This is a genomic window from Methylobacterium sp. WL120, from assembly GCF_008039465.1.
Taxonomy (GTDB): domain Bacteria; phylum Pseudomonadota; class Alphaproteobacteria; order Rhizobiales; family Beijerinckiaceae; genus Methylobacterium; species Methylobacterium cerastii.
Map to the genome: position 1 here is coordinate 1 of NZ_VRUT01000030.1, position 23,034 is coordinate 23,034.

A 23,034-nucleotide genomic window follows, 5' to 3' on the forward strand; every position below is an offset into this window, starting at 1 on the left:
CCCCTAAAAGACCCCTTTTTCCCCACCACGAGTGTCGGCTAAAGCTGACGTTACAACGCCTTACGTCTGCTCTACCCACACAGCTTGTGTAAGGCCGTGACCCATTCCGGCTTACACGAATGCCTCGACGGCCCCTGAGCCTCTCCTGGTCGATCCTCGTGGATCCCAGTGGCATTCCTCCTCCATCATCCCCGTGAGACTGCGCGTGCGTCCCGCACGAGAGAGAATGACCCCGCCCCGTGCGGCCCATCCGCTTGCACGAATGCCATTTGCATTTGCTTGACAACAGGGTGGGGGGTGTGCTACAAACGAGGCACACTGGAGAAATTCCGCAATGAGCGATGTGACCCAGTCCGCTCCAGAAGCGGTTCCCGAAACGCCTCCCAACATCGACCACCTCCTGCACCAGGTGACCATGACCCAGAACGGTCTCATAGCCGTCGCCTGGATCGAAGAAGCGGGTGCCGTGCTCGGCAAGGTCATCGACCTCAACGACGGCGACGATCCCTGGCTGATCACGCAAGTGACCGGCCTCCACCTGCCGCGCTCCAAGATCTCGATGCTACGCGCGGGTCCGTCCGACGACGAGCTGAAGGACACGGTGCAATGAACCGCCGTTCGCTTCTCATGGGCACGAGCGCCATGGTGGCTGTGGCCGCTTGCTCTCCGGGGCTCGCGCCTGCGGCGCAAGAGAGAGTTCACCCCCGCGCCGTGCTCACCGAGATGTGGGCCATCGTCCGCATGATGCGTTCGCCCATGCACCACGGGATCCCAGGCCCCAGCCTCGACGAGATCGAGGCCGCGATCATGAAGCACTTCGCCTCCTACGGCATCGACCGGTTTCCGGCCCTGTTCCGTGGTCCCGAAGAGAGCCCCACTCCCACGGCGATCCTCGGGTTCACCAGGACGACGCACGTCTTCGGCAGTGCCAAGCAGGACGAGCTGCTCCTGGTGTTCGACTACCAGAGCACCCGGATGCACGGCCCACACCTCTCGCACGTCGCGTTCGAGACCCCCCACCCCCTCTGAAAACAGGCGGGTGCCTTCCAAACGGCCGGATGAGCCGCGCGCCTAAAAGACCCCTTTTCGGATCCTGAAGCATCCAGTGCGCTTCGCGCACAGAGATAGCCTCGATCCACCGTGTCGACCCCAAGCCTCGCAGGTTCTCTGCGGGGCTTTTCTTTGTTCAGACCAAAGGATCTTTCACATCCCAAACACTTTTCCTTACGTCAACGTAGATGATCTCGGCGCCGTCGGTGACGGCACCACGAACGACACCTCTGCATTTCAGACGGCTGTCAACTCTCTCGCTGCAACCGGCGGGCGTGTCGTCTCCAACCCGGCGAAGGCCTACTACATCAAGGGCCTCAACATCCCGGCCGGAGTGATCCTGGACTGCGGCATGCAGTTCCCCGAGAACCAGGGCGGCATCAACCACAGCGGCCGGTCCTTCCGTGACCTTGGTGGCCTGATCCTGGAGCGCACGGGCACCATCGAGCTGGCCGGAGCTTCTGGCGTTGTGAACGCCTTCATCCGCCGCGCCGACAACGGCGTCGAGATGACCTTCCCGGCCGCCAACGCGGACCTCTACGCCGGCACGGTCTTCACCCCGAAGCCGCGCAGCATCGGTAATGGCGTGCCCAGCCCGGCTTCTGCCGCCTGGTACGGCTCGGACGCGATGACGATCCAGAACGTCCTGGCGATCGGCTTCCGCGACGTCTTCACCTCGAACACCTTCTCTCGGATCCGCGTCGAGAACCTGTCGTTCGATGCCAACCCCGGCGAAGGCCGCTACGCCTTCAAGGTCGAGGGCAGCTACGACTCGTCGAGCTTCCTCAACCTCCACGTCTGGCCTTACGGCACGGCCGGCACCTCGGCCATCACGGGCGACAACACGCTCGGCTACCGTCGCGGCGGTGCTCTGCAGTTCATCGGCCAGAACGACGGCACCGAGATCGATGGTCTCTTCGCCGCCTACTACGACAACAACCTCTACCTCGGCGGTTCGTCCACCAAGGTTGGTCGTGCCTGGGTCGAGCACTTCAAAACCGATGGCGGCAACGTCGGCGTGATCGTCGAGAACGCCTACGACATTCAGATCGCCCAGCTGCAGATCTTCGGCCAGGACAAGCCTCTTCGGATCAACGGCGGCCGGGGCAGCAGCCTGTCGATCAGCCAGCTCCACATCGAGAACCCCGGCAACGGCGGTGTGCGGATCGAAAGCGGCAACCTGTTCCTCGGGACCGCCACCTCGCGCGGCATCACCCAGGGCTACGTGCTCGAAGTCCTCGACCCCGAGACCCGCCTGTCGGGCCGCTGGTTCGACGACAGCCCGGCGAGCAGCGATGTCGGCTACGCGCCGGCCGGATGGACCAGCGAGAAGCTCGCGGGCTTCGAGTTCATCGTCACCCAGCGCGGCGGCGCAACGTCTCGGCCGGACGGCACCTACGTCTGGGTCGGCAACGTGATCGGCAACCCGCAGATCACCCCGGATGCTGCCGGCTTCCTGCGCCTCCCGACGACCGGCGAGTTCTTCACCGTCGTCGGCGGCCAGTACATGTCGAACATCATCGGCGGTTACGGCGGCCGGCGGATCACGCTGCTGTTCACCGACACCCGACAGGCTGTCTACCACGCCGACACGGTGAACCTGAAGCCGAACTCGAAGGGCGACTTCCTGCCCAACCCCGGCTCGATCCTGGAGCTGATCTACGACGGCGCCAACAGCGCCTGGCGCGAGATCAGCCGCACGCTCTGATCGCGACACGGGGCGGCGCATAGGCCGCCCCACAAGCTACTGAAAACAAACAGCAATCTATCCAAAGCCTCGCAGATTTCTGCGGGGCTTTTTTCGTTTCAGAAACAGGAAGCCCTTTGTCCCTCATCAACTTTCTCGACACCATTCCTTCGGCTGACGCTGCCGCCATCCGGGCCGGCACCTACGCCGGAGACATCGCTCCTGTGATCCAGGCCCGCCTCAACACAGGCGGTGATTACGGTTTCGAGCCGGGTGTCTACCCGATCAAGAGCCCCATCCGGTACGTGGCCTTTGGCCAGCGCGTGGTCGGCCTCGATGACCGAGGCACCGTGATCTTCGAGGTCAAGCGCGACTTCTCGGACGTCGTGAACGGCGCCGCCGTGAACTACGTCATCAAGATGCTCCACTCCGGGCACCTGAACGACATCACCATCCGCTGCGTGCAGCCGAGCGGAACCTACATTCCGGCAGGACAGCCAGTCCCCGCCGGTTGGCAGGGCGGTCTCACGGTCGGATCCGGTGCCGATCAGATCCGCCAGTACCCGTGGCTGATCGACCTGACCGAGACGACCCGTGGTCGCATCGACAACATCACCATGGAGAAGGGCTGGTTCGGCATCAACGCCACCGGCAACGCGGGCGGCTGTAACCTCGGCCGGATCGAAGACGGCTGTCTCTCGACGGGCATCATCGTCAACAACCCGCTGGACTTCTTCACGATCGACGAGTGGGAGAGCTGGGTCTACAACTACGCCGGCACCGGCCTGGAGCAGTTCTCCTACGCCAACCCCGGCGACGTGCAGTTCCTCACCGCTGATGGCCTCGACGTCGCGTCGATCCACCTGTGGCACAAGGGTCTCGTCATCGCGAACGGCTCGCAGCTCGCTTCGACCTTCGGGACGATCAAGCTCGACGGCGGCGACTCCCACATGCGGATCGAGGCCGGCCGGACGGTTATCGCAGCGCTCAACGCGCTGTCGGACTCGGTGCGGACCCCGGTCGTCAAGGTCAACGGCGGATCCACGGTCGTCGGCGCGCTTCAGCTGAAGGACGCGGACCTCCTGACGAACGCCACCCGGCCGATCGTCGAGCAGAACGGCGGCGACCTCTTCCTGAACGGCGGCGCGATCTCCGGTTCGTCCTCGCAGCAGCCTGAGGTCGTGCTGAACGGCGGCAACCTCTTCATGTCGAACATCCGGTTCGACACGAGCGGCCCGTCTTGGAAGCCAAACGGTGTGGTTCGCCAGATCGGCGGTCGCCTGCACCTGCACAACAGCAGCTTCCAGGACAGCGCTGGCGGTGGATACGCCGTCTACCTGTCGACGAACGAGCACCACAACGTGAGCGGCAACTTCTTCGGCGGTCGCACCCTGCGCCGCCCCGGCGCTCCGATCGGCAACTACCAGGGCAACACCGGTCTCGCCGAAGACCTGTTCTAGCCAGCAGGGGCGGCCTTCGGGCCGCCCCACCCAACACCGAAAGACCCAGATGCGCCCCGTCGACCCGAGGTACTCAATCCTCGTCCAGGTCGGCCTGCTGCTTCTCTGCATCCTCAGCTTCAAGTTCGGGCTCTACCTCGGCGAAGTCATCTTCGAACCAGCCGGAAGAGCCTCCGCTCGGATGGGATGTGCATCCGAGAACATGAGGCTGACCGAGACCACCAAAGGCTTCCGCTGCGCCGACGGCCGGGGAAACCTGTTCCTTCCACCCTTCAAATCCAAGGTGAGATCATGACGTTCGTGCAACGCTCAGCCCTGATGATGATGGTACAGGCCGTCCTCAACGTCTCCCACATCGATCCCGTCACCGAGTTCAAGGCTCGCCGGCTCCTCTGGAAGCTCGCGCCCTACGGCGTCTACGCATGAGCGCGCCCCGCAAGGCATGCTTCGCTCCCGATCAGAGCCAAGCCAGAGCCCTGCTGAAGGCCTTCGACCTCTCACCGAACGACTGGTCGAGCTTCGGCTTCGGAGCAGCCCTGGCGGGCCGCCAGTTCGATCGCATCGTGGTCCACATGCCGGCCGAGCCGAGCGCCAGGGACTTCGAGATGATCGCCAACCTGAACACGCGGCTCGCGAAGGACGGCAGCTTCTCGATCGTCTCTCCGGCCCGCAGCAACCTGACGACCCCAGCTCAATTCCACGAGGATGACGCGGAATGACCTCCCTCAACAACGTCAACGTCTCGATGGGCGACAAGCCGGCTGATGGCCGCTTCGAGGCGAGCGTCGCCCTGGCGAACGCCCTCGTGGAGCAGGCCAAGGCCTCCCGCGCCCAGGCGGAAGCGGTGAGCAACATCGCCGAAGCGCTCCGCAACATGGCCCCGGTCCACAACACCGGCATCGTCGTCTACTCCGACAAGTCCACGCCATGAAAAGTCACCCAGACGTCGAGCGCATCGACCTGGAGACCATGCGCGTCCACTTCGACGACGGCGAGATCGGCCTGATCACCAACTGGATCGACGTCAACGGCGACGTCTTCGACCAGTCGATCGCCGAGCCCGTCAGCCTCGTCGTCAAGCACCCGACACTCACCGTGAAGCCCTGGTACGCGCTCGCCGTGTACCCGAGCGAGTGGTGCGTCATCCGCTGACAGGAGCCAGAACCATGGCATCGAGATCTGCCCAAGAGAAGGAATGGCGCACCCAGAGCGATCTGGAGACGCTGAGCCGCGCCGCTGAGATCCAGAACGACCGCACCCGCATGACGGCGGTCCAGAAGCACGCGGCCAAACAGGTCGCTAACCTCAATAAGGTCGCCGCGCCCGCGAAGGCGAAGGCCCCTGCCAAGAAGCGAGGCAAGTGATGGCGGCCCCCAAGCTGAAGATCGTCAAGAAGGAAGACTTCGTCGATCTGCCACTGCCCGAGCGCATCAAGGTCGGGCCATTCTACTACCGCACCCGCTGGTTCGACGAGCTGGAGTCGTTCAAGACCGGCAACTCCGGCTACTGCGACGACGGCGCGCTGGAGATCGGCTTGCTCGATGCCATGCCACCGCAGCGCCAGGCTGAGGTCTTGCTGCACGAGGTGCTGCACGCCTGCTTCAACATCGCCGACCTTCGTGGCGGGCCGATGCCGGAGGAGGAGAAGATCGTCACGACGCTGACATTCCAGATGCTCGGCGTCTACCGGGACAACCCGGATCTGATGGCGTGGCTGGACCAGAAGTTCGGCATGCTCGGGATGGAGTGATGCTGTCCCTTGTCATCGCCGAGACGGTGACGCACGCGAACGCCGTCATCCGCTGGATCGGGCTCAACCCCGACGAGTGGATCGGCGTCGCCTACGGCTCGACCCTCAACGACATCTACAAGGATTGCTTCCTCGTGCGGCCCCTGACGGGCGTGCGCGAGGAACACGGTGACTGGTTCATCGAGAAGGTGATCCCACGGATCGCGGGAGAGGTCGACACCGTCCCCAGGGGCTGGCGCCCGCAAGCGGAAGAGCCAGTCGAACAGGAATACGCCCAGAAGCACATCTGGGCCTGAAGTTCCAGCAGAGCCCCGGATCCGCGAGGAAGGGAGCGCAAATGGCAGGGTATCAACCGTCCCTTGCTCTGCTGAAAACAATGCCAGGGTAGCTCAGCCAGGTAGAGCGGTGGCCTCATAAGCCACGGGTCGCATGTTCAAATCATGCCCCTCGGCACCAACCACATCGTCGTGGGTGAACGGTTCAGCCAGCGGATTGCAACCCCGCGCATGCCGGTTCGAGCCCGGCCGACGATTCCAAATCCAGTCTCTCCGGTCCCTCATCGCAAGGGTTACCCATGAACAAGCGTCGCGCCTTCAAAGACGACAGCATCATCGACATCTCGACCCGTCGCCCGGTCAAGGCGAAGTTCGAGCAGGAGAGGAAAGTGCCCCCGCTTCGTCCGATGACGATGCGCCAGGCCGAGTACATCGAAGCGCTCAAGACCGCCGAGCAGGTGGTGGTGATGGGTCCGGCCGGAACCGGCAAGACCTACATCGCCGGATCCTGGGCCGCCGACCAGCTGCGCCAGAACAAGATCTCCAAGGTGATCATCACCCGCCCCAACGTCCCCGGTGGACGCTCGCTGGGCTTCTTCCCCGGCACGCTGGAGGAGAAGATCGCGCCGTGGGTGGTGCCGCTCACCGAGACGATCCGCGAGCGCATGGGCTCCGGCCCCTACGAGATCGCCCTGAAGCGCGGCGACATCGAGATCGTCCCCTTCGAGGTGATGCGCGGTCGCAGCTTCAAGAACGCCATCGTCATCCTCGACGAAGCGCAGAACACCACCGCCGAAGAGATGAAGATGTTCCTCACCCGGATCGGGGAGGGCACCCAGGTCATCATCAACGGCGACGTCTCTCAGACCGACCTCAAGGAGCGCTCGGGCCTGAAGACGATCCTCGGGCTGATCCAGTCCGACACCATGCCGGTGCCGGTGGTGGAATTCACCATCGACGACATCGTTCGCTCCGGCATCTGCGAACTCTGGGTCCGCGCCTTCGACAAGGCCAAGATCTGACAGGAAAACGAATGGCATGGAAAGCTCTCATGGTCGCGGCCATGAGCATGATGTCGGTCGCAACGACCGCACTCGCGGAGGACGCCAACAAGGCGTTCTTCGTTCAGGTCTGGGTCTCCGATGTGACGGGCGCACCAGCCAACCCCGAAGAGGATCCGGGCCGGATCGAGGTAACCATCGCTGGCCGCTTCGTCGGCTGCGCCTTGGCACCTTTCTACCGCCCGTCGGCGGGGGAGGTGAAACTGGTCCCGTTCTACATCGGCTACACCGCCACAGGCAAGAGCCCAGAGGACATCAAGGTTGAGACTTACGGTGAACTCCGCAGGCTCTCCAAACCCAAGATCAAGATTTCGGAAGTACCTCAATAGGGGGCTTACGGATACATCGGTGAGCGCAGGCTGAGCACTTCGGTCTCCAAAACTGCAAGTCGAAGGTTCAAATCCTTCCACCGGTGCCAATAATAACAAAAGAGAGCAAAAACTCCTACATGACCATTGTTTCCCAAATCGGTAGCACTTCGTTTCCAGCCACCCAAGACAGCTTCATCACCAGCGGCTTCTACGCTGTCGGCGACCTTGGCCGTGGCCTGATGTACGTTCGCGGCGGCGGTTATCGTCAGGTCGCGGATGCCCAGGGCCAGGTCTGGCACGTCGCCGACACCGACGACATCCACGCGAGCCAGCTCGGCGTCGTGACGTTCAACACCAACTACGCGCAGTTCAACGCTGACGTGATCAACGAGGCCATCCGCTACCTCGGCCAGCGCCGTGGCGGTCGCCTGCGTCTCCCTCCGGGCGACATCTACGCCAACCAGACCATCGAGAGCATCTACGGCTACGTGACCGTCGAGGGCAACGGTGCGGGCTACCCGCATGATGCCGGCGCCGGCATCGTCTTCGGCACGACCCTCGTTGCGACCCACGGTGGCGTGGCTCTTCGTGACCGCACGCCCGGCGCTGCCGAGCGCGGCGTCGACAAGACCCAGAACTGGAAGAACATGGGCGGCGGCTTCGTCGGCTTCCGAGTCACGGGCAGCTTCAGCCGTGGCCTCCACGTCACGAGCCGGAACAAGGCCAAGTACCACCTCTACATCGACGGCGCGACGCAGCAGGGCGCGTTCTTCGACTGTCTGCCCGACAGCCGCAACGGCACGCAGAACTACGAGATCCAGGAGCCGGGCGACAACCAGGTTCTCGACCTCGACCTCGACGTGCGCGTCAGTGGTTCGGCCGACGGCGTCTACTTCTCGGGCAACCAGAACAGCGGCAACACGTCGATCATCCACCGTGCTCACATCACGGTCTACCACCAGAACGGCCACGGCGTCGTGTACTTCAACGCCGACAACGTGATCATCAACGCCCTGCGGACCTTCGGCAACGGCTCCGGCCGTTCGTTCTACGTCTGCGCGACGACTGGTCCCGGCGCCTACACCTACGGCAACGAGATCCAGAACTACAGCGCGAACACGCTCGGCTTCATCGAGGCGATCTCGAACCGCCCCGGATCCAACCAGCACGGCAAGATGTACATCGGCTCGATGGACGTCGGCAACGGCACCCAGCAGCCCACCCTCGGTGGAACTGGTGCTCAGTTCTGGCTGCGCAACGGCCAGGACGGCGAGATGGTGTTCAACAACGGCCTCGGCCCGTGGTCGCTGTCCCAGATCGGGGCCTACGGCGGCGTCGAGGACGGCTCGCTGCAATACTACTGCGGCATCACCGGCAAGGGTTTCGTGATGCGCAAGGACGGCACGCTCCGTCTCGGAACCGGCACGATCCTTCGTTGATCTGACTTCGTCCAGGCCCTTCAGGGCCTGGACTACCGCCGACGTGAAAAATCACGCGGCACGACAAGAAAATTTGAGGAAGCCATGTCGGCAACGGACATTCAATTCACGGTGGCCGTCCTACAGGGCCTGATCAAGGACGCTCGCTACCTCGTCAATCTGAACGAAGACAGCAAGGCCAGTATGGCGCAGGACGCAGCAGCGGTCCGCGCCGACGTCTCGGAGGCTCAGAAGGCCATCGAGGTCATCGCCTCGATGAAGAGCGTCATCGAGAACTACCTCAACACCGTCTCGATCTCCTACGAGTGGCGTGGAACGCGGCTGCGGCTGCGCCAGCCCGATGGCCGCTTCGGTCCTTCCGTCGACCTTGCAGGCGCCCAGGGCGCTACAGGTCTGCGCGGTGACAAGGGCGATCCGGGCCTGAATGGTCCGCGTGGCGAGAAGGGCGAGCAGGGCACCGCCACCCTGATCCGAGGAATCACCGACGAAGAAGGTCCGCTTCCACGCAATCCGAGTGCCGGCGACACCTACATCGTTGCCCAGACTGGCGATGGCCTGACCTGGACCGGCGATGCCTGGGTCAACGTCGGACCGATCCGTGGTCCGCGCGGCATGACCGGCTTGACCGGTGAGACCGGGGCCAAGGGCGAGAAGGGCGACAAGGGCGAGATCGGACTCACGGGTCTGACCGGCCAGCAGGGAATTCAGGGTCCGAAGGGTGACGTTGGAGCCCAGGGCGCCAAGGGCGACATCGGCATCACCGGACCCCAGGGCATCCAGGGTGAGAAGGGCAATGCCGGTACGCCCGGAACCAACGGAATCGACGGCCTCAAGGGCGACACCGGATCCACCGGCCCGCAGGGTCTCAAGGGGGACACGGGCGTCGTCGGACCGAAGGGCGACACGGGCCTCAAGGGAGACACAGGAGCGGCCGGCGCCAAGGGCGACGTAGGACTGAAGGGTGACACCGGCGCTACCGGTGCCACGGGCTCTCAGGGCATTCCTGGGACCAACGGTACGAACGGAGCCAAGGGCGACACCGGTCTCACGGGGCCGAAGGGCGACACGGGCTCTACAGGTCTCACCGGCCCAACTGGAGCCAAGGGCGATACCGGACTCACGGGCGCGACCGGCGCCAAGGGCGACATGGGTGTCGTCGGCCAGACTGGGCTGAAGGGCGATACCGGATCTGTCGGACCGGCAGGGCCAACCGGGCTCACTGGATCACAGGGCACCCAGGGCATCCAAGGTCCGACCGGTGCGACGGGAGCCAAGGGCGACACCGGATCTCAGGGAATCCAGGGCTCAGCCGGCCCGACGGGCGCAGCAGGATCCCAGGGTATCCAGGGTCTGAAAGGCGATACCGGTGCCGTCGGTGCTGCAGGTGCTGTCGGTGCGAAGGGTGACCAGGGCATCCAGGGCGTTCAGGGCATCAAGGGTGACATCGGCCTTACCGGCCCGTCCGGCGCCACCGGATCAACCGGTGCCCAGGGGCTGAAGGGTGATACCGGAGCAACGGGCGCCACGGGAACTGCCGGCACTGCTGGAGCCACCGGCCCACAGGGCGCCAAGGGCGACACCGGTCTCCAGGGTATCCAGGGCGTCAAAGGCGACACCGGAGCCGTTGGTTCGGTCGGTCCAGCCGGCGCAACCGGGGCCAAGGGCGATACCGGCGCGGCTTCGACCGTCGCAGGACCGCAGGGTCTGAAGGGCGACACGGGCGCCACCGGAACGACGGGCGCTACCGGCCTCAAGGGTGACACGGGTGCTGCCGGCGCTACCGGTCCCCAGGGAATCCAGGGTGTTGCCGGAGCAGCCGGAGCCAAGGGAACGACCGGCGACACCGGAGCCAGGGGCCTTCAGGGCATCCAGGGCATCAAGGGCGACACTGGTCCTCAGGGCGCGCAGGGCAACACCGGAGCCACGCCTGACGTCTCGAACAAGGCCGACAGGGTTGGCACCAACGCCTTCACCGGATTCCATTCGATCCAGGACGCGACAGGATCCGAAATCAAAGGGCGCGGTGGAGCGACTTCCGGCCTCCAGGTCATAGGCGCAGGCAATTATACCGCCGCTGCGATGAGCTTCCACCGCCCAGGCGCTTTTGCGACCTGGTTCGGTCTCGATGTCGACAACCAGTTCAAGATCGGCGGGTGGTCGCACAGCGACACTTACCTGATGTGGAACCGGTACAACATCAATCCGCTCATCAACGTCCGGCTCGCCTACGCAGGCGATCTTGGCGCAGAGTGGAACGGAGGTGCGTACAACTTCGCTGAACCTTACCCTGGGGCTGTCGTTACGACCCTCTCCAATGGAGCCTTCACTCTGAATGGTCAGAAGATCACCATTACTCAGGGTGGTCGATGGAGATACCTCCAGACGCAGGACAGCTACGGAAATTGGTACACAGTGGGATACGCATGACATGAGCACCGACTACACGGTCATCGACCACGGTCGGTGGCTTTCATACGTCCCAGAACAATCGAGCGACGAGAATGGCGCACCGCTCGCCCCAGCGGGCGCCATTTTTTGCAAGCGCGAGAGCGATGGCATCGATTGGTACGCCTATTCCAGGAACCCAGAGACGTTCAAGCCAGGAAGCGTGAAGATCACGCTCTACGATGTCGGATCCGCGCTGCTCACCCAGCAGGTGTATTTCGATGCGAGCTTCGTGTTCCCACAGAACACGAGGCTGGTCGAGGTCGTCGGCTTTGCCGGCGAGAAACCGCACAATGAGTTTCAGAGAAAGTTCTTCGATCTCGAAACGATGACCTTCAACGAAGCCGTACCGACCCCGCCACAGAAGATCATCGCCAAGGCAGACATCTGGCGTCGAGCTACGGACGAGGAGGCTGATACCATCCTCTACATCCTATCTCAGCAGACGACCCGCAAGAGACGGATCTTCAACGACGCCACATACATCGATCACACAGACTCGATGTTCGCTGAGATGCTTCAGGCACTCACCGCAGCATTTGGTGAGGCCAGAGCCGTCGAGCTTCTCGCTCCGAGCGACATGCTCAGCGGCTGAAAACCCTCATCCAACAAGGCATAATCATGCAATGACCCGACCAACTGGAAGGCCACGCGGCAGGCCCCGTAAGGATGCCGAAGCTGAGGTTGAGGATGTCGGCAAGCTGAAGTGGAAGGACGTCCATGCCGCCCGAGAGGCGGAAGACGACGCCAAGCCGCAGACCAGCGAAGACTTCCTCACGGAGGCGCTGTCCAAGCCCGTCCGATACCGACCACCCTTCAAGCTCGATCCCGATGATCAGACCCTGCGTCTGATCGGCGAACTGGCGAAGCTCTTTGCGACCCAAGCGGAGATCGCTGGTGTCCTTGGCGTCAGCCGGGGCACTTTCATCGACTTCATGAACCGTCACGAGGAGGCGAGGCTCGTCTTCGACAACGGGATCCAGCACGCGAAGATCTCTCTGCGCCGCAAGCAGCTGGCTCTGGCCGACAAGAACGCGCCTGCGGGCATCTTCCTCGGCAAGAACTACCTCGGCCAGAAGGACGAGCACCACACCACAACCACCGTCAACACGCCGGCCGCCGAGCTTTCGGAAGCCGAGCTTTACGAGATCGCTATGCGCGACAGCCCGAAGCCCGTGAAGGTCAAGGGCGCGATGCAGTGAGCATGGGGTCTCCGAACGCGAGACCCCATCCACATGCAACTCGACACCAACGTAACCTCGAACGAGGCGGCGAGAGAGCTGCTGCGCCGAAAGAACGCGCGCAGCAGCCTCATCTCGTTCACCGACTACACCATGCCGAAATACTCGGCCGACCCGTTCCACCACATGATCGCCGAGCACCTCGAAGCGGTCGAGCGTGGCGAGATCAAGCGGCTGATGATCTTCGCGCCGCCGCAGCACGGCAAGTCCGAGCTGTCCACGCGCAGGTTCCCGGCATGGTATCTGGGCAAGAACCCAGACAAGGGCGTGATCTCGGCATCGTACAACGCCGACTTCGCTCGCGGCTTCGGCCGTAACGTCCGCGACATCATCCTCGACAAGCCCTACACCAACCTGTTCCCAGGTTCGGTCATCCGCGCCGACAACCGCTCGGCAGACGAGTGGGAGCTTGAAGCTGGCGGAAAATACTACTCGGTCGGTGTCGCTTCGGCCACCACGGGTAAGGGCGCCCACCTCTTTTTGATCGACGACCCGATCAAGGACCGCAAGGAAGCCGACTCGGTCGGCAAGCGTGAGGATCACTGGAACTGGTATCGAGACGTCGTCTTCACCCGTCTTCAGGAAGACGCAGCGGTCGTGATGACCCTGACGCGGTGGCACTTCGACGATCTCGCCGGCCGTGCCCTCGAACTGATGAACCAGGGCAAGGGTGAGCCTTGGACGATCCTGCGCCTGCCGGCGTTGGCCGTGCCGCGCCGCGACCCTGAGACCCGGATCCCGATCCTGCTCCCAGATGGCTCGGTGCCAGGCGATCCGCTCGGCCGGACCCCAGACCAGCCCCTGGCCCCCAGCCGCTTCAGCCTGAAGTCGCTGAAGGAGAAGCAGGAGGTCTCGGGCGAGCGCAGCTGGTCGGCGATGTACCAGCAGCAGCCGATGTCCGAAGAGGGCGGCATGTTCAAGACGAGCTGGTTCAAGCAGCTCGAAGGACCGCTCCCGCAGAAGCGCACCCGCGTTCGCGCCTGGGATCTTGGCGCCACCGTCGACGGCGACTTCACGGTCGGCGTCCTGATGAGCCGCGACGTCGATGGCATGTTCTACATCGAGAACATCATCCGCTTCCGTGGCACCCCCATGGAGGTCGAGCGCAAGATCGTTTCGACCGCAGCAGACGATGGCCGGTCGGTGCAGATCCGACTGCCTCAGGATCCTGGCCAGGCTGGTGTTCACCAGATCGGCAACCTGACGCGCAAGCTCGCCGGCTACCGGGTCAAGTCCGAGCGTCCGAGCGGCAAGAAGACCACCCGAGCCGAACCTTTCGCCGCACAGGTCGAAGCCGGAAACGTGCGCCTCGCCAACGGCTTCTGGCAGACGAACTTCCTCGAAGAAGCCTCAACATTCCCGCTCGGCCAGCACGACGATCAGATCGATGCCTGCGCCGACGCATTCAACGCCCTTCTTGGCCCGCGCCGAGCAGTCGTCCGTGACTGGTAACTTGCAGGAATACAAATCACATGGCTGGTAGTGCAAGCCCGAGCAGCGGTGGCGGCGGCGGGACCAAGAACCCGTCGGTCCGTTCGGCCGCCTCGCAGCAGATGCAGATCCGCTCGCAGATGATGCGGTCTGTCTACGGCGGCACCGAACTGATGCGCCTTCGCGAGAAGGATTTCCTCCCGCAGTACGACAAGGAGTCGAACAAGCGCTACGAGGCTCGGCTGCAGTCGACCTTCGCGCTGAACAAGCTCCGCGAGGCGGTGGACGCCGCATCGGCCAAGCCGTTCAAGACGGTTCTCACGCTGTCGAACTCGGATCCCGACCTCGATCTGCTGCTGAAGAACTGCGACCTGATGGGCAACCACATGCACATCTTCGGTCACACCTGGTTCAACGACGCGATGCTGATCGGCCAGAGCCACATTCTGGTCGACCACCCGACGACGATGAACCTGCCGAACCTCGGCGCCCAGAAGGCGGCCGGCGTGCGTCCGTTCTTCAAGATGATCAAGGACGACAACCTCCTGGCCGCTTACCAGGAGAACAACGGCGGCGTCATCCGCGTGAACCACGCCCGCATCGCCGATTATCGTGTGGGCCGCGCCGACGACTTCTCCGAGATCATCATCAACCAGATCTACGTCCTGGAGATCGAGCCCGGCGCCGAGGTCGGCGTCGTGCAGCTCTGGGAGCAGCCTGCAGCCTCGTCGGGCGGCGAGTGGACCTTGATGAGCGAGACGCCGCTCACCGTCCCTGAGGTGCCCCTGGTGACCTTGAACGCGGGTGAGAAGGAGGCGAACTTCGTCACCCGGCCCGTGTTCCTGGATCTCGCCTACAAGCAGATCGAGCACTGGATCTCCTCGTCCGATCAGCGCTCCATTCTGTCGGCCGGACGCTTCCCGATGCTCGCCGCTTCTGGTGTCGAGCTGGATCCTGACGACGACGAGGAAGGCTTCGCGATCGGCCCCTACAAGGTGCTGTACTCGCCGGACGCCGCCGGCCGTTGGTACTACGTCGAGCCGAAGGGCACTGCGATCGAGTCGGGGTTCAAAGACCTCGAAATGCTCGAAATGCAGATGAACATGATGGCCCTCAACCCGACGACGGCTACGGGCAACCAGTACGTCGCCAAGGACGAGCGCGACGTGCAGGAGACCCGAACCCACTCGGTGGTCCACGACCTGGCGCTTGCCTGTCGTGACGGCCTGAAGAAGGCGGTTCAGTTCGCTGGCGCCTGGACCGGCAAGGACTACTCGAACGTCCTGGTCAACATGAACGCCGACTTCACCAACACCGCCGACAAGATGGCCCAGATCACCTTGCTGCTCAGCGCCTACGAGAAGCGTGGCATCTCGCGTGAGACATTCCTCTCCGAGTCGCGCAACCTCGACTTCCTGTCGGACGACTTCGATCCGGTCGCCGAGCTGGCTCGAATGGCTGCGGTGGACGCAGTCGAGAAGGGAGCCTCACCCGAGGCCAACATCACGCCGACGTCGAGCAACATCGTTCGGCCCCCTGCCGTCGACTTCCCAGGTGGCGGCACTCGACCGAAGCCACAGATTTGACGCAAGGCTTGCAGGAACGCAAACGGGGAGAGTGGATTATCCGGCCATGACCGTGCAATTCACCCTCTCCGCGAGCGCCTACCGCTGCGATCCCTGCACCCGCCGGCAAGGCACTGTCGTGTCCGAGCTGGTGCGGATGATCAAAGCGCCAGCCCTCCTCAACGGCGAGCTGGTCGGCGACGAGCACTGGGGCTGTCCGATTTGCCTTGAGCCGAAGTTTCCGGTGAAGAAACCCCGCAAGCCGCGCTCGAAGTGACCCTGATGACCCGAACCCTGATCGTGCCTCTCGTCGCCATCCTGTCTCTCGCTGCATGCAGTGAGAAGCCGGTGGCCGGGACGGTGTCCAAGAACATCATCGCCTGCAGCATGCTTCAGGATTTCCGCGACCTGAAGACGATGCACAACCGAGGTGAGGAAGGCGACTTCCAGCGCACAGGCGCGAACAAGATGGCGTCGGGCGCGTGCAAGCGATACCTCGCCGGCACAGACGTGCTGATCGACCAGGAAAAGACCGTCGACAACAGCCACTACGCTTGCTTTCGCGTAGAGGAGGAGAAGGCTTGTTACTGGTCTGAACTGCTCTGAGGGGAGGGGGGTTGACATCCACCTGGGGGGTGTGCTAAGGAACTGTCACACTGCAAAAACTCCATCAACAGGCAGGCAGGAATGCAAACGGATCTTCCCGTTGCGCCGCCGAGCTGGGCGATCCCAGGCTTCGGTCGGATCGCAGACGAGCCTGTTCCTCAGTGGATCCTCGATCGGATGATCGACGGAAGCATGCGGGTCAACAGCTTCGGCGGTTTCGACATGACCGCCAACAACGACATTCGATCCTCGGGGGCTGGCGACATCGTCATGCTGCTGGATGACGGGATCGAGTTCTTCACGCCGACCAGCCAGCCTGGTTGGTGACTGCGGAAGGGTGGCCGAGAGGTAAGGCGCCGTCTTGCTAGGACGGTGAGCCCGAAAGGGTGCCGGGGTTCGATCCCTCGTCCTTCCGCCACGGAGCGCGCTGCGAGAGTGGCTTGCAATCGGTCTCGAAAACCGAGGGGACCGAAAGGTTCGGGGTTCGAACCCTCAGTGCTCCGCCAAGTTTGACGCAATCGTTGAAGGCAGACCAGTGGATGGTCTCCTCAGATCGGCTGGATCATGTTCTCTGGCGAGAGACATGCGAGTAGCCATCAGGAGCTGGTTCGATACCAGTGCCGGATACCAAGATGCAACCGAGAGCAAGATCCCGTCCGAGAGGACAAGCGTGACGCCCCAGGTTAGGCCGCTACGGTGGTACTATGGTCGGATGAAGTAGCGTGGATCCGAGGGTAGGTGCCGTCCCCCGCAAAGGGACGTGGTTTTTTGGGTGGTTCCATTGAAAAACCACCCTCCAAGTTTCGCCCGAATGGGTGATGTTCCGAGATCGTCTAACCGGCAGGACGCCAGGCTCTGAACCTGGAAGATGAGGTTCGAACCCTTGTCTCGGAGCCAAGAGAAGCGCCCGCTGAGGCGCGTAGACGGGCTGCGTAAGCGCCCGCACCTGAGGATGCCTGCAGCACCGGTAACGGTGTCTGTTGGCCGGATAAGCCAGCATGCCGGCCGCTATGAGACGACGACTTCTGGATTGGTCGTCTCCATCCTCTTTTTCCGTGGGCTGGGCACGAGTGAGCCCCACCGTCTGTAGAACGGACGCCTTAGGCTGTGAGGGTGCAAATTCCTTCACCACGGACCAGTTTCAGTTTGGATCTGTAGCTCAGCTGGTAGAGCTTCCGATTGAAGATCGGAGAGTCGAAGGTTCGAGTCCTTCTGGATCCACCAAGATGTTGGAAGGTAGCTCAGTCGGTAGAGCAGCGTCCTGTTAAGACGACGGTCACAGGTTCGAGCCCTGTCCCTCCAGCCAATTCAATTCCAGTTTCGGTGTGTAGCTCAGCCTGGCCAGAGTTCTCGTTTTGGAAACGAGATGTCGTAGGTTCAAATCCTCCCACACCGACCAAGTCCGCGCGATTGGTGAAAATGGCAGCCACACCGTCCTCAGAAGGCGGCGCTTCGGCATGAAGGTTCAAGTCCTTCATCGCGCACCAAAGTTCACGTCAGCCAGAAGGATGGCCAATGTCCACCGTCACCGTTGCCGTCCAGAAGATCAACATGACCGAGGTCACGAAGATCATCGTCAGCGACATCGTCCAGGACGGCACCGACTTCGTTCGTGCCATCCGCTACTACGGCAATGAGACCGACACCAACGGGCTCGTGCTGCTCCTCGAAACCCTCTCCCGTTCGGTGAACCGGTCCGATCTCGTGATCGCGACGCCGATCCAGGGTTTCTGATCCACAACCATCGCGCTCCCAGCTCATCCCTGGTCGAGCGTGATCGGACGGTCCCAGCCTGCATCCGACCCCCAGACAGGCAGGGATAATCAAGAGCGCAACGCACCTGCGCCACCGTCAATCGAATCCCCGAATTCACGGGGGTGTCTGGTCCAGAGCGGGATGCTTCGGGCCTTTATCTAACACAGAGGGGCGGGATGCCCCGCATCATCCGGGATGGATTATGCTACACGCAGTAGTTTCCGACATCAACACGGTCGCCGAGCCGTTTCGCACTGCCTACGCTGAGAAGAACGGGAAGTTCCACCTCAACGTGACCGCAGCCGAGGGCTTTGCACTCGAAAACGTCACTGGTCTCAAGAACGCCCTCGACGGTGAGCGCAACTCGCGCGAGCAGCTCGAAGGCAAACTTCGCACCTACGACGGACTCGACCCCACCGCCGCCCGCAACGCTGTCGCCGCTGCCTCGCAGTACGGTGAGATCACGCCGGAGGCGGCCAAGCACGCTGTCGCAGAAGTTGCCCGCCTCACCGCGATCGACCCGGCCAAGGAAGCCGACAAGATCGTGACCGAGAAGGTGGCTGCTGCCAAGCGCGGCATGGAAGGGGCCTTCGCGCAGAAGGAGACCGAGTACAAGACCCAGCTCGAAACCGTCACCGGTCAGAACGAGGGTCTGAAGGGACAGCTGCGCGGCCTCCTCGTCACCAACCAGATCAAGGCCGAACTCTCCAAGCTGAACCCCGTCGAGGGCGTCGATGACGCTGTCGAACTCCTCGCCGAGCGGTCGATCCGCACGGTGGAGAAGGACGGTAAGTTCGAAGTTCAGGTCGTCGATGCCGCCGGCAACGTTCGGCACAAGCTCGACGGCTCCACCCTCGTTCCGCTCTCCGTCTCGGACCTCATGTCCGAAATCAAGGAGCAGCGCCCAGGCCTCTTCCGGGCCGAGAACAAGGGTGGCGTCGGCATCACCCCCGGCAACGGCGTTCCGCGCAGCGGCGTCCAGAACCCGTGGGCGAAAGACACCTTCAACCGGACCCAGCAGGCTCTGCTGACCAACACCAACCCAACCCTGGCCAAGCAGCTGAAAGCACAGGCGGGCGTCGCATAAGGCGGCGCTTGCAAGAATGCAAGCACTAAGGCCGTAATCAAGAAGAACAAGAAAAATGGCCGAAACCAAGCTCGCGGACATGATCGTCCCGACCGAGTTCAATGACTACGTCACGGAACTCACCACGAAGAAGTCCCGCCTCTTCCAGTCGGGCATCATCACCGACCTCACCTCCGTGATCGACGACCAGATCGCCGGCACCACGGTCAACATGCCGTTCTTCAACGACCTCGACTCCGAGGACGCTGAGGTCGTGCTCGACGACACCAAGAACCTGACCGTCAGCGGCACGTCCGTCAGTCAGGACGTGGCCGTCAAGCTGCTGCGCGGCAAGGCCTTCGGCGCGACCGACCTCGCGGCCGACCTCTCGGGCGCGGATCCGCTCACGCTGATCCAGAACCGCTTCGCCAACTGGTGGGCCATCCGCGATCAGAAGTCGCTTCTGGCGACCCTGAACGGCGCGATGTTCTCGGCCGGCATGGAAGACAACGTCTTCGACATCTCCGGTCTGGCCGGCGATGCCGCGAACTTCGACGCCGACTCGTTCATCGACGCGGTGTTCAAGCTCGGCGACGAGGCTGGTTCGCTGTCGGCGATGACCGTCCACTCCCAGGGCATGAAGGCCATGGTGAAGGCGGATCTCATCGACTACCAGATGGACAGCCAGGGCAAGCTCACCGTACCGACGTACATGGGCAAGCAGGTGATCGAGGACGACTCGATGCCTGTCACCGGCACCGGCGCCGATCGCGTGTTCACCTCCTACATCTTCGGCCAGGGCGCCATCGCTTTCGGCACCAAGGCTCCGAAGGTTCCCGTCGAGGTCGAGCGCCAGGCGCTGGTCGGCATGGGCGAGGAGTACATCGTCAACCGCAAGCAGTGGGTGCTCCACCCGCGCGGCATCAAGTGGCAGGGTTCGTCGGCTGGTCCGACCCCGACCAACGTCGAGCTGGCCAACCCGGCCAACTGGAAGCGGGTCTACGATCCGAAGCACATCCGCATCGTCGCCTTCCGCCACAAGATCGCCGCCTGATCGCTTGCAGTAATGCAAGTGGTTTGACGATCTGAGCAAATGGCCCTCGTGCAATCCGCACGGGGGCCACTTTCAACGAAGGACAATCGCATGAGCTTCCCCACTGGTTACCGCGCCCGAGAGCGCGCGGCGAAGGAGCGGTCGACCAAGCGTCTTGTGTCCGAAGAGGTCCGCGCAGCTCGTGCTGGCGTCCTCCTGGATGCAGCCGCTGCCGCCGCAGAATTCCACGCCGACCCCGGCGTCTCCACCCTGATCGGTCAGGTCGCTCCCCCACCGGATACGAAGGGCATTGCGCTCTCGGTCGACGGTGAGCTGACGAAGCCGCTCAACACCCACTACGAGTACGACGGCGAGCCCGTCCGCACGGTCGATGGCCTGGAGCTGGATCCCCAGCCGAAGCACAACGACATCCTGGCCTCCCTGCCTCCGACCAACGACAAGGAGACGGGCGATCAGCTCGCAGAGCAGATCGCAGCCCTGACCGACGGCGCCCCGGTGCCCGATACGGTCACGGGTGAGGACGCCACCGTGTCGGCAGAGGTTGCCAAGGATCTGGGCGACAACGTCTCCCACGAGCCGAAGGAGCCGGATCCGGCTGTGACCTCGGCTGCGGCCGAGCCCGAGCCGACCACGCAGCAGCTCGACGTGAAGACCCACAAGGTCAAGCCGCGCGGCGCAACCAAGTAAGGCAACCCCTCCATGGCCTTCTACGCTCAGTCCTCGGACATCAGCGCCCTTTACGGCGAAGCCCTCCTCATTCGGGTCTCTGACCAGAACAAGGATCGACAGGCAGATCCAGAGGTGATCGAAGCAGGCCTGGAGGCGGCTGACGACGTCGTCAACGCCTTCCTCTCGGCACAGTACACCGTTCCGCTGGCTTACGTCAGCGGTTCGGTGCGCAAGTGCGCCATCGACATCGCCGTCTACACCATGGCGATGGGCCGGTCAGAGCGGACCGAAGAGATGCGTCTTCGCTACGAGGATGCCATCGCGCTCCTGAAGATGATGGCGGCCGGCAAGATCGGCCTCGGACTTCCGCCGGTCGACACCAACGGTGACGGCGTGCCGGACAGCGATCCGAACCGCAAGCGGAAGGGGCGGATGCTCGACATCTCCCGCGCATAACGCATGGCGGTTGGCATCGACTTCACCCTGACCCAGTCAGACCTCCGGCGGCTCTCGAAGCGGCTCGAAGGCCTGATCTCGAAGGCGAAGAACCTCTCGCCCTTCTTCGACGACTCTGCGGCCTACATGGTCAACGTCGTCCAGAACCGAATTTACCGCACCAAGCGCGGGCCGGACGGCCAGAAGTGGCCGAAGCTCTCGCAGACAACGATCGACATCAAGGGGAGCAGCGGGATCCTCTACCAGACCGGCGAACTCGGCCGGTCGGTCCATGTCGACAGCCAAGACCGCAGCGGTTTCATCATCGTCGCCGACGCGCCCTACGCAGGGTACATGCAGAACGGCGTGAAGAAGACCGGCGGATTCATCAAGAACAAGGTCGTCCCGGCCCGTCCGTTCATGGGCATCTCTGAGCGCAACATCAAAGTGATCTCGAAGATGCTCAAGGACCACATGGCCGGCAAGACCGGATCCAGCATGGTCACAGGCGCAGGAGGGTTCGAATGAGCAAGATCGTCGAATTCCGCCAGCGCATCATCGACGAGATCCGCGAGAAGCTCCCGGAACTCAACCACGTCGACTGGTATGACGGCCTCTTCGATGAGGACGACGTGAAGGAGTGGGGCGAAGCCGCCCCCTCGGCCTACATCTCCCTGCTGAGGACCGGGACGCACCCGCACTCGACCGGTGAGATGCTGGTCGACCTCAACGTCGTCGTCGCAGTGGTCACCCAGGACCATCAGTTCGCCCGAGAGGCGGATGAGATGAACTGGGAGCTGATCGAGAAGATCGCCATCCTGGCCAAGGACAACAAATTCGGTGATCCGAACGCCGGCCCCGGCGAGAACGTCGACTTCAAGCGCATGCGTCACCCCGACCTTCGCCGCGAAGCCGTCGCCATCGGGATCGTCGAGTGGACCACCAACGTCACCATCGGCGTCAACCGCTCGCGGCTCCGGGAAGAGATCCTGGGTACAGACGGCAACCCGATCACATTCCCGCAGATCCTGACCGGTCGATCCACGCTACGCGGCGAGGCCCCGACGGTGGTCTCGTTCGAGGATGAGCGATGAGACAGCTCCTCGCCATGCAGCGCCAGATCCAGGACATGGAGCGTCAGCTTCAGAACCTAGATCGCAAGGGCAAGGTCACGGCGGTCAAGTTCGATAAGGAAAAGAAGCGCTGGTACGCCAAGATGCGCGAAGGCGAAGAGGGCACGAAGACTGCCTTCGAGACGGGGTGGCAACCTTGGGAGACCCACGCCAACGGCGCGGTGAAGATCTCGAACCCGCCTCGCGTCGGCCAGCTCGTCAAGCTCAACTCGCCGAACGGCCAGCCGGAACTCGGCTCGCTGGCGCCGTACCACAACGATCCCGACAACCCGTCTCCTCACGATAAGGAAGACGAGTTCTTCATGCGGATCGAGAAGCCGGGCAAGGACGGCAAGCCCGGATCCGACAAGAACAAGATCCTGAATGTCCATTACACGCAGGACGGCTCGACGGTCTCCATCGGAGACACGACGCACGGCCTGACGAAGGACAGCCAGTCGGTCAAGACCAAGAACAACTCCACCGACACCGAGAACCACAGCGTCAAGGCTTCGAAGACACACTCGACCGAGGCCGGCGAGCGAACGGTGAAGGCGTCGAAAACCACCATCACATCCGACACCTACGCCCTCGGCGGAAAGGTGCTGATCAACTCCTGAGG

Annotated in this window: 31 protein-coding genes and 10 tRNA genes; all 41 read left to right on the top strand. The window is 63.0% G+C overall.

Annotation, left to right across the window (positions count from 1 at the left end; translation table 11 throughout):
* Positions 1-334: 334 nt before the first annotated feature.
* Entirely contained in the window at positions 335-610 is a 276-nt protein-coding gene (locus tag FV229_RS08315) for a hypothetical protein (RefSeq protein WP_147751516.1), read from the top strand.
* Between the two features lie 131 nt (positions 611-741).
* Positions 742-1,029: a hypothetical protein gene (locus tag FV229_RS08320; RefSeq protein ID WP_147751517.1), complete on the top strand. Its 288-nt coding sequence runs from the start codon at positions 742-744 to the stop codon at positions 1,027-1,029.
* A 373-nt stretch (positions 1,030-1,402) separates the two neighbouring features.
* Positions 1,403-2,758 carry a hypothetical protein gene (locus FV229_RS08325; protein ID WP_187275093.1) on the top strand — a complete coding sequence of 452 codons (1,356 nt, stop codon included), beginning with the start codon at positions 1,403-1,405 and terminating at the stop codon, positions 2,756-2,758.
* 116 nt (positions 2,759-2,874) lie between these two features.
* Complete coding sequence (locus tag FV229_RS08330) at positions 2,875-4,197, top strand: hypothetical protein (protein ID WP_147751518.1); 1,323 nt, start codon at positions 2,875-2,877, stop codon at positions 4,195-4,197.
* A 49-nt stretch (positions 4,198-4,246) separates the two neighbouring features.
* The gene (locus FV229_RS08335) at positions 4,247-4,492 is read left to right on the top strand and encodes a hypothetical protein (RefSeq protein WP_147751519.1); all 246 of its coding nucleotides are present in this window, start codon (positions 4,247-4,249) and stop codon (positions 4,490-4,492) included.
* Complete coding sequence (locus FV229_RS28385; RefSeq protein WP_281406703.1) at positions 4,489-4,623, top strand: hypothetical protein; 135 nt, start codon at positions 4,489-4,491, stop codon at positions 4,621-4,623. The genes FV229_RS08335 and FV229_RS28385 overlap by 4 nt, the downstream gene beginning before the upstream one ends.
* Entirely contained in the window at positions 4,620-4,916 is a 297-nt protein-coding gene (locus FV229_RS08340) for a hypothetical protein (RefSeq protein ID WP_147751520.1), read from the top strand. The genes FV229_RS28385 and FV229_RS08340 overlap by 4 nt, the downstream gene beginning before the upstream one ends.
* On the top strand, positions 4,913-5,128 hold the full coding sequence (locus FV229_RS08345) for a hypothetical protein (RefSeq protein WP_147751521.1): 216 nt from the start codon (positions 4,913-4,915) through the stop codon (positions 5,126-5,128). Before FV229_RS08340 ends, FV229_RS08345 begins: the two co-directional genes overlap by 4 nt.
* Entirely contained in the window at positions 5,125-5,349 is a 225-nt protein-coding gene (locus tag FV229_RS08350; protein ID WP_147751522.1) for a hypothetical protein, read from the top strand. Before FV229_RS08345 ends, FV229_RS08350 begins: the two co-directional genes overlap by 4 nt.
* Before the next feature lie 14 nt (positions 5,350-5,363).
* Positions 5,364-5,561: a hypothetical protein gene (locus FV229_RS08355; protein ID WP_147751523.1), complete on the top strand. Its 198-nt coding sequence runs from the start codon at positions 5,364-5,366 to the stop codon at positions 5,559-5,561.
* Complete coding sequence (locus FV229_RS08360; protein WP_147751524.1) at positions 5,561-5,947, top strand: hypothetical protein; 387 nt, start codon at positions 5,561-5,563, stop codon at positions 5,945-5,947. Before FV229_RS08355 ends, FV229_RS08360 begins: the two co-directional genes overlap by 1 nt.
* Positions 5,947-6,243: a hypothetical protein gene (locus FV229_RS08365; RefSeq protein ID WP_147751525.1), complete on the top strand. Its 297-nt coding sequence runs from the start codon at positions 5,947-5,949 to the stop codon at positions 6,241-6,243. Before FV229_RS08360 ends, FV229_RS08365 begins: the two co-directional genes overlap by 1 nt.
* A gap of 82 nt (positions 6,244-6,325) precedes the next feature.
* Positions 6,326-6,403 (top strand) — tRNA-Met (locus tag FV229_RS08370).
* Between the two features lie 5 nt (positions 6,404-6,408).
* A tRNA-Cys gene (locus tag FV229_RS08375) sits at positions 6,409-6,483 on the top strand.
* Positions 6,484-6,521: 38 nt separating this feature from the next.
* Positions 6,522-7,244, top strand: coding sequence for a PhoH family protein (locus FV229_RS08380; RefSeq protein ID WP_147751526.1), 723 nt, complete (start codon positions 6,522-6,524; stop codon positions 7,242-7,244).
* Between the two features lie 29 nt (positions 7,245-7,273).
* On the top strand, positions 7,274-7,612 hold the full coding sequence (locus FV229_RS08385) for a hypothetical protein (RefSeq protein WP_147751527.1): 339 nt from the start codon (positions 7,274-7,276) through the stop codon (positions 7,610-7,612).
* Positions 7,613-7,627: 15 nt separating this feature from the next.
* Positions 7,628-7,701 (top strand) — tRNA-Trp (locus FV229_RS08390).
* A gap of 30 nt (positions 7,702-7,731) precedes the next feature.
* Positions 7,732-9,033: a hypothetical protein gene (locus tag FV229_RS08395; protein ID WP_147751528.1), complete on the top strand. Its 1,302-nt coding sequence runs from the start codon at positions 7,732-7,734 to the stop codon at positions 9,031-9,033.
* A gap of 84 nt (positions 9,034-9,117) precedes the next feature.
* Positions 9,118-11,460 carry a collagen-like protein gene (locus FV229_RS08400; protein WP_147751529.1) on the top strand — a complete coding sequence of 781 codons (2,343 nt, stop codon included), beginning with the start codon at positions 9,118-9,120 and terminating at the stop codon, positions 11,458-11,460.
* Between the two features lies 1 nt (position 11,461).
* Positions 11,462-12,073, top strand: coding sequence for a hypothetical protein (locus tag FV229_RS08405; protein WP_246688107.1), 612 nt, complete (start codon positions 11,462-11,464; stop codon positions 12,071-12,073).
* Positions 12,074-12,104: 31 nt separating this feature from the next.
* A complete protein-coding gene (locus FV229_RS08410) occupies positions 12,105-12,680 on the top strand; it encodes a hypothetical protein (protein ID WP_147751530.1) in 576 nt (191 codons plus the stop codon).
* 33 nt (positions 12,681-12,713) lie between these two features.
* The gene (terL, locus tag FV229_RS08415) at positions 12,714-14,171 is read left to right on the top strand and encodes a phage terminase large subunit (RefSeq protein ID WP_147751531.1); all 1,458 of its coding nucleotides are present in this window, start codon (positions 12,714-12,716) and stop codon (positions 14,169-14,171) included.
* A gap of 20 nt (positions 14,172-14,191) precedes the next feature.
* Positions 14,192-15,736, top strand: coding sequence for a DUF4055 domain-containing protein (locus FV229_RS08420; protein ID WP_147751532.1), 1,545 nt, complete (start codon positions 14,192-14,194; stop codon positions 15,734-15,736).
* 46 nt (positions 15,737-15,782) lie between these two features.
* On the top strand, positions 15,783-15,992 hold the full coding sequence (locus FV229_RS08425; protein ID WP_147751533.1) for a hypothetical protein: 210 nt from the start codon (positions 15,783-15,785) through the stop codon (positions 15,990-15,992).
* A gap of 5 nt (positions 15,993-15,997) precedes the next feature.
* Positions 15,998-16,321 (top strand): hypothetical protein, encoded by a 324-nt coding sequence (locus tag FV229_RS08430; protein WP_147751534.1) that lies wholly within the window; start codon positions 15,998-16,000, stop codon positions 16,319-16,321.
* 81 nt (positions 16,322-16,402) lie between these two features.
* Positions 16,403-16,648 (top strand): hypothetical protein, encoded by a 246-nt coding sequence (locus tag FV229_RS08435; RefSeq protein WP_147751535.1) that lies wholly within the window; start codon positions 16,403-16,405, stop codon positions 16,646-16,648.
* 4 nt (positions 16,649-16,652) lie between these two features.
* Positions 16,653-16,739 (top strand) — tRNA-Ser (locus FV229_RS08440).
* Position 16,740: 1 nt separating this feature from the next.
* Positions 16,741-16,827: transfer RNA gene (locus tag FV229_RS08445), tRNA-OTHER, on the top strand.
* Between the two features lie 316 nt (positions 16,828-17,143).
* Positions 17,144-17,218, top strand: a tRNA-Gln gene (locus FV229_RS08450).
* Between the two features lie 251 nt (positions 17,219-17,469).
* Positions 17,470-17,545, top strand: a tRNA-Phe gene (locus tag FV229_RS08455).
* 6 nt (positions 17,546-17,551) lie between these two features.
* Positions 17,552-17,627: transfer RNA gene (locus FV229_RS08460), tRNA-Asn, on the top strand.
* 15 nt (positions 17,628-17,642) lie between these two features.
* Positions 17,643-17,720, top strand: a tRNA-Pro gene (locus FV229_RS08465).
* A 5-nt stretch (positions 17,721-17,725) separates the two neighbouring features.
* Positions 17,726-17,808: transfer RNA gene (locus FV229_RS08470), tRNA-Leu, on the top strand.
* A 28-nt stretch (positions 17,809-17,836) separates the two neighbouring features.
* Positions 17,837-18,055: a hypothetical protein gene (locus FV229_RS08475; RefSeq protein WP_147751536.1), complete on the top strand. Its 219-nt coding sequence runs from the start codon at positions 17,837-17,839 to the stop codon at positions 18,053-18,055.
* Positions 18,056-18,368: 313 nt separating this feature from the next.
* The gene (locus FV229_RS08480) at positions 18,369-19,163 is read left to right on the top strand and encodes a hypothetical protein (RefSeq protein WP_147751537.1); all 795 of its coding nucleotides are present in this window, start codon (positions 18,369-18,371) and stop codon (positions 19,161-19,163) included.
* A gap of 55 nt (positions 19,164-19,218) precedes the next feature.
* A complete protein-coding gene (locus tag FV229_RS08485; protein WP_147751538.1) occupies positions 19,219-20,196 on the top strand; it encodes a major capsid protein in 978 nt (325 codons plus the stop codon).
* A gap of 90 nt (positions 20,197-20,286) precedes the next feature.
* The gene (locus FV229_RS08490) at positions 20,287-20,883 is read left to right on the top strand and encodes a hypothetical protein (RefSeq protein ID WP_147751539.1); all 597 of its coding nucleotides are present in this window, start codon (positions 20,287-20,289) and stop codon (positions 20,881-20,883) included.
* A gap of 12 nt (positions 20,884-20,895) precedes the next feature.
* Complete coding sequence (locus FV229_RS08495) at positions 20,896-21,321, top strand: DUF1320 domain-containing protein (RefSeq protein ID WP_147751540.1); 426 nt, start codon at positions 20,896-20,898, stop codon at positions 21,319-21,321.
* A 3-nt stretch (positions 21,322-21,324) separates the two neighbouring features.
* Positions 21,325-21,828, top strand: coding sequence for a phage virion morphogenesis protein (locus FV229_RS08500; protein ID WP_147751541.1), 504 nt, complete (start codon positions 21,325-21,327; stop codon positions 21,826-21,828).
* Positions 21,825-22,394: a hypothetical protein gene (locus FV229_RS08505; RefSeq protein ID WP_147751542.1), complete on the top strand. Its 570-nt coding sequence runs from the start codon at positions 21,825-21,827 to the stop codon at positions 22,392-22,394. Before FV229_RS08500 ends, FV229_RS08505 begins: the two co-directional genes overlap by 4 nt.
* Positions 22,391-23,032, top strand: a complete 642-nt coding sequence (locus FV229_RS08510) for a phage baseplate assembly protein V (protein ID WP_147751543.1) — start codon at positions 22,391-22,393, stop codon at positions 23,030-23,032. Before FV229_RS08505 ends, FV229_RS08510 begins: the two co-directional genes overlap by 4 nt.
* The last annotated feature ends 2 nt before the right edge of the window (positions 23,033-23,034 follow it).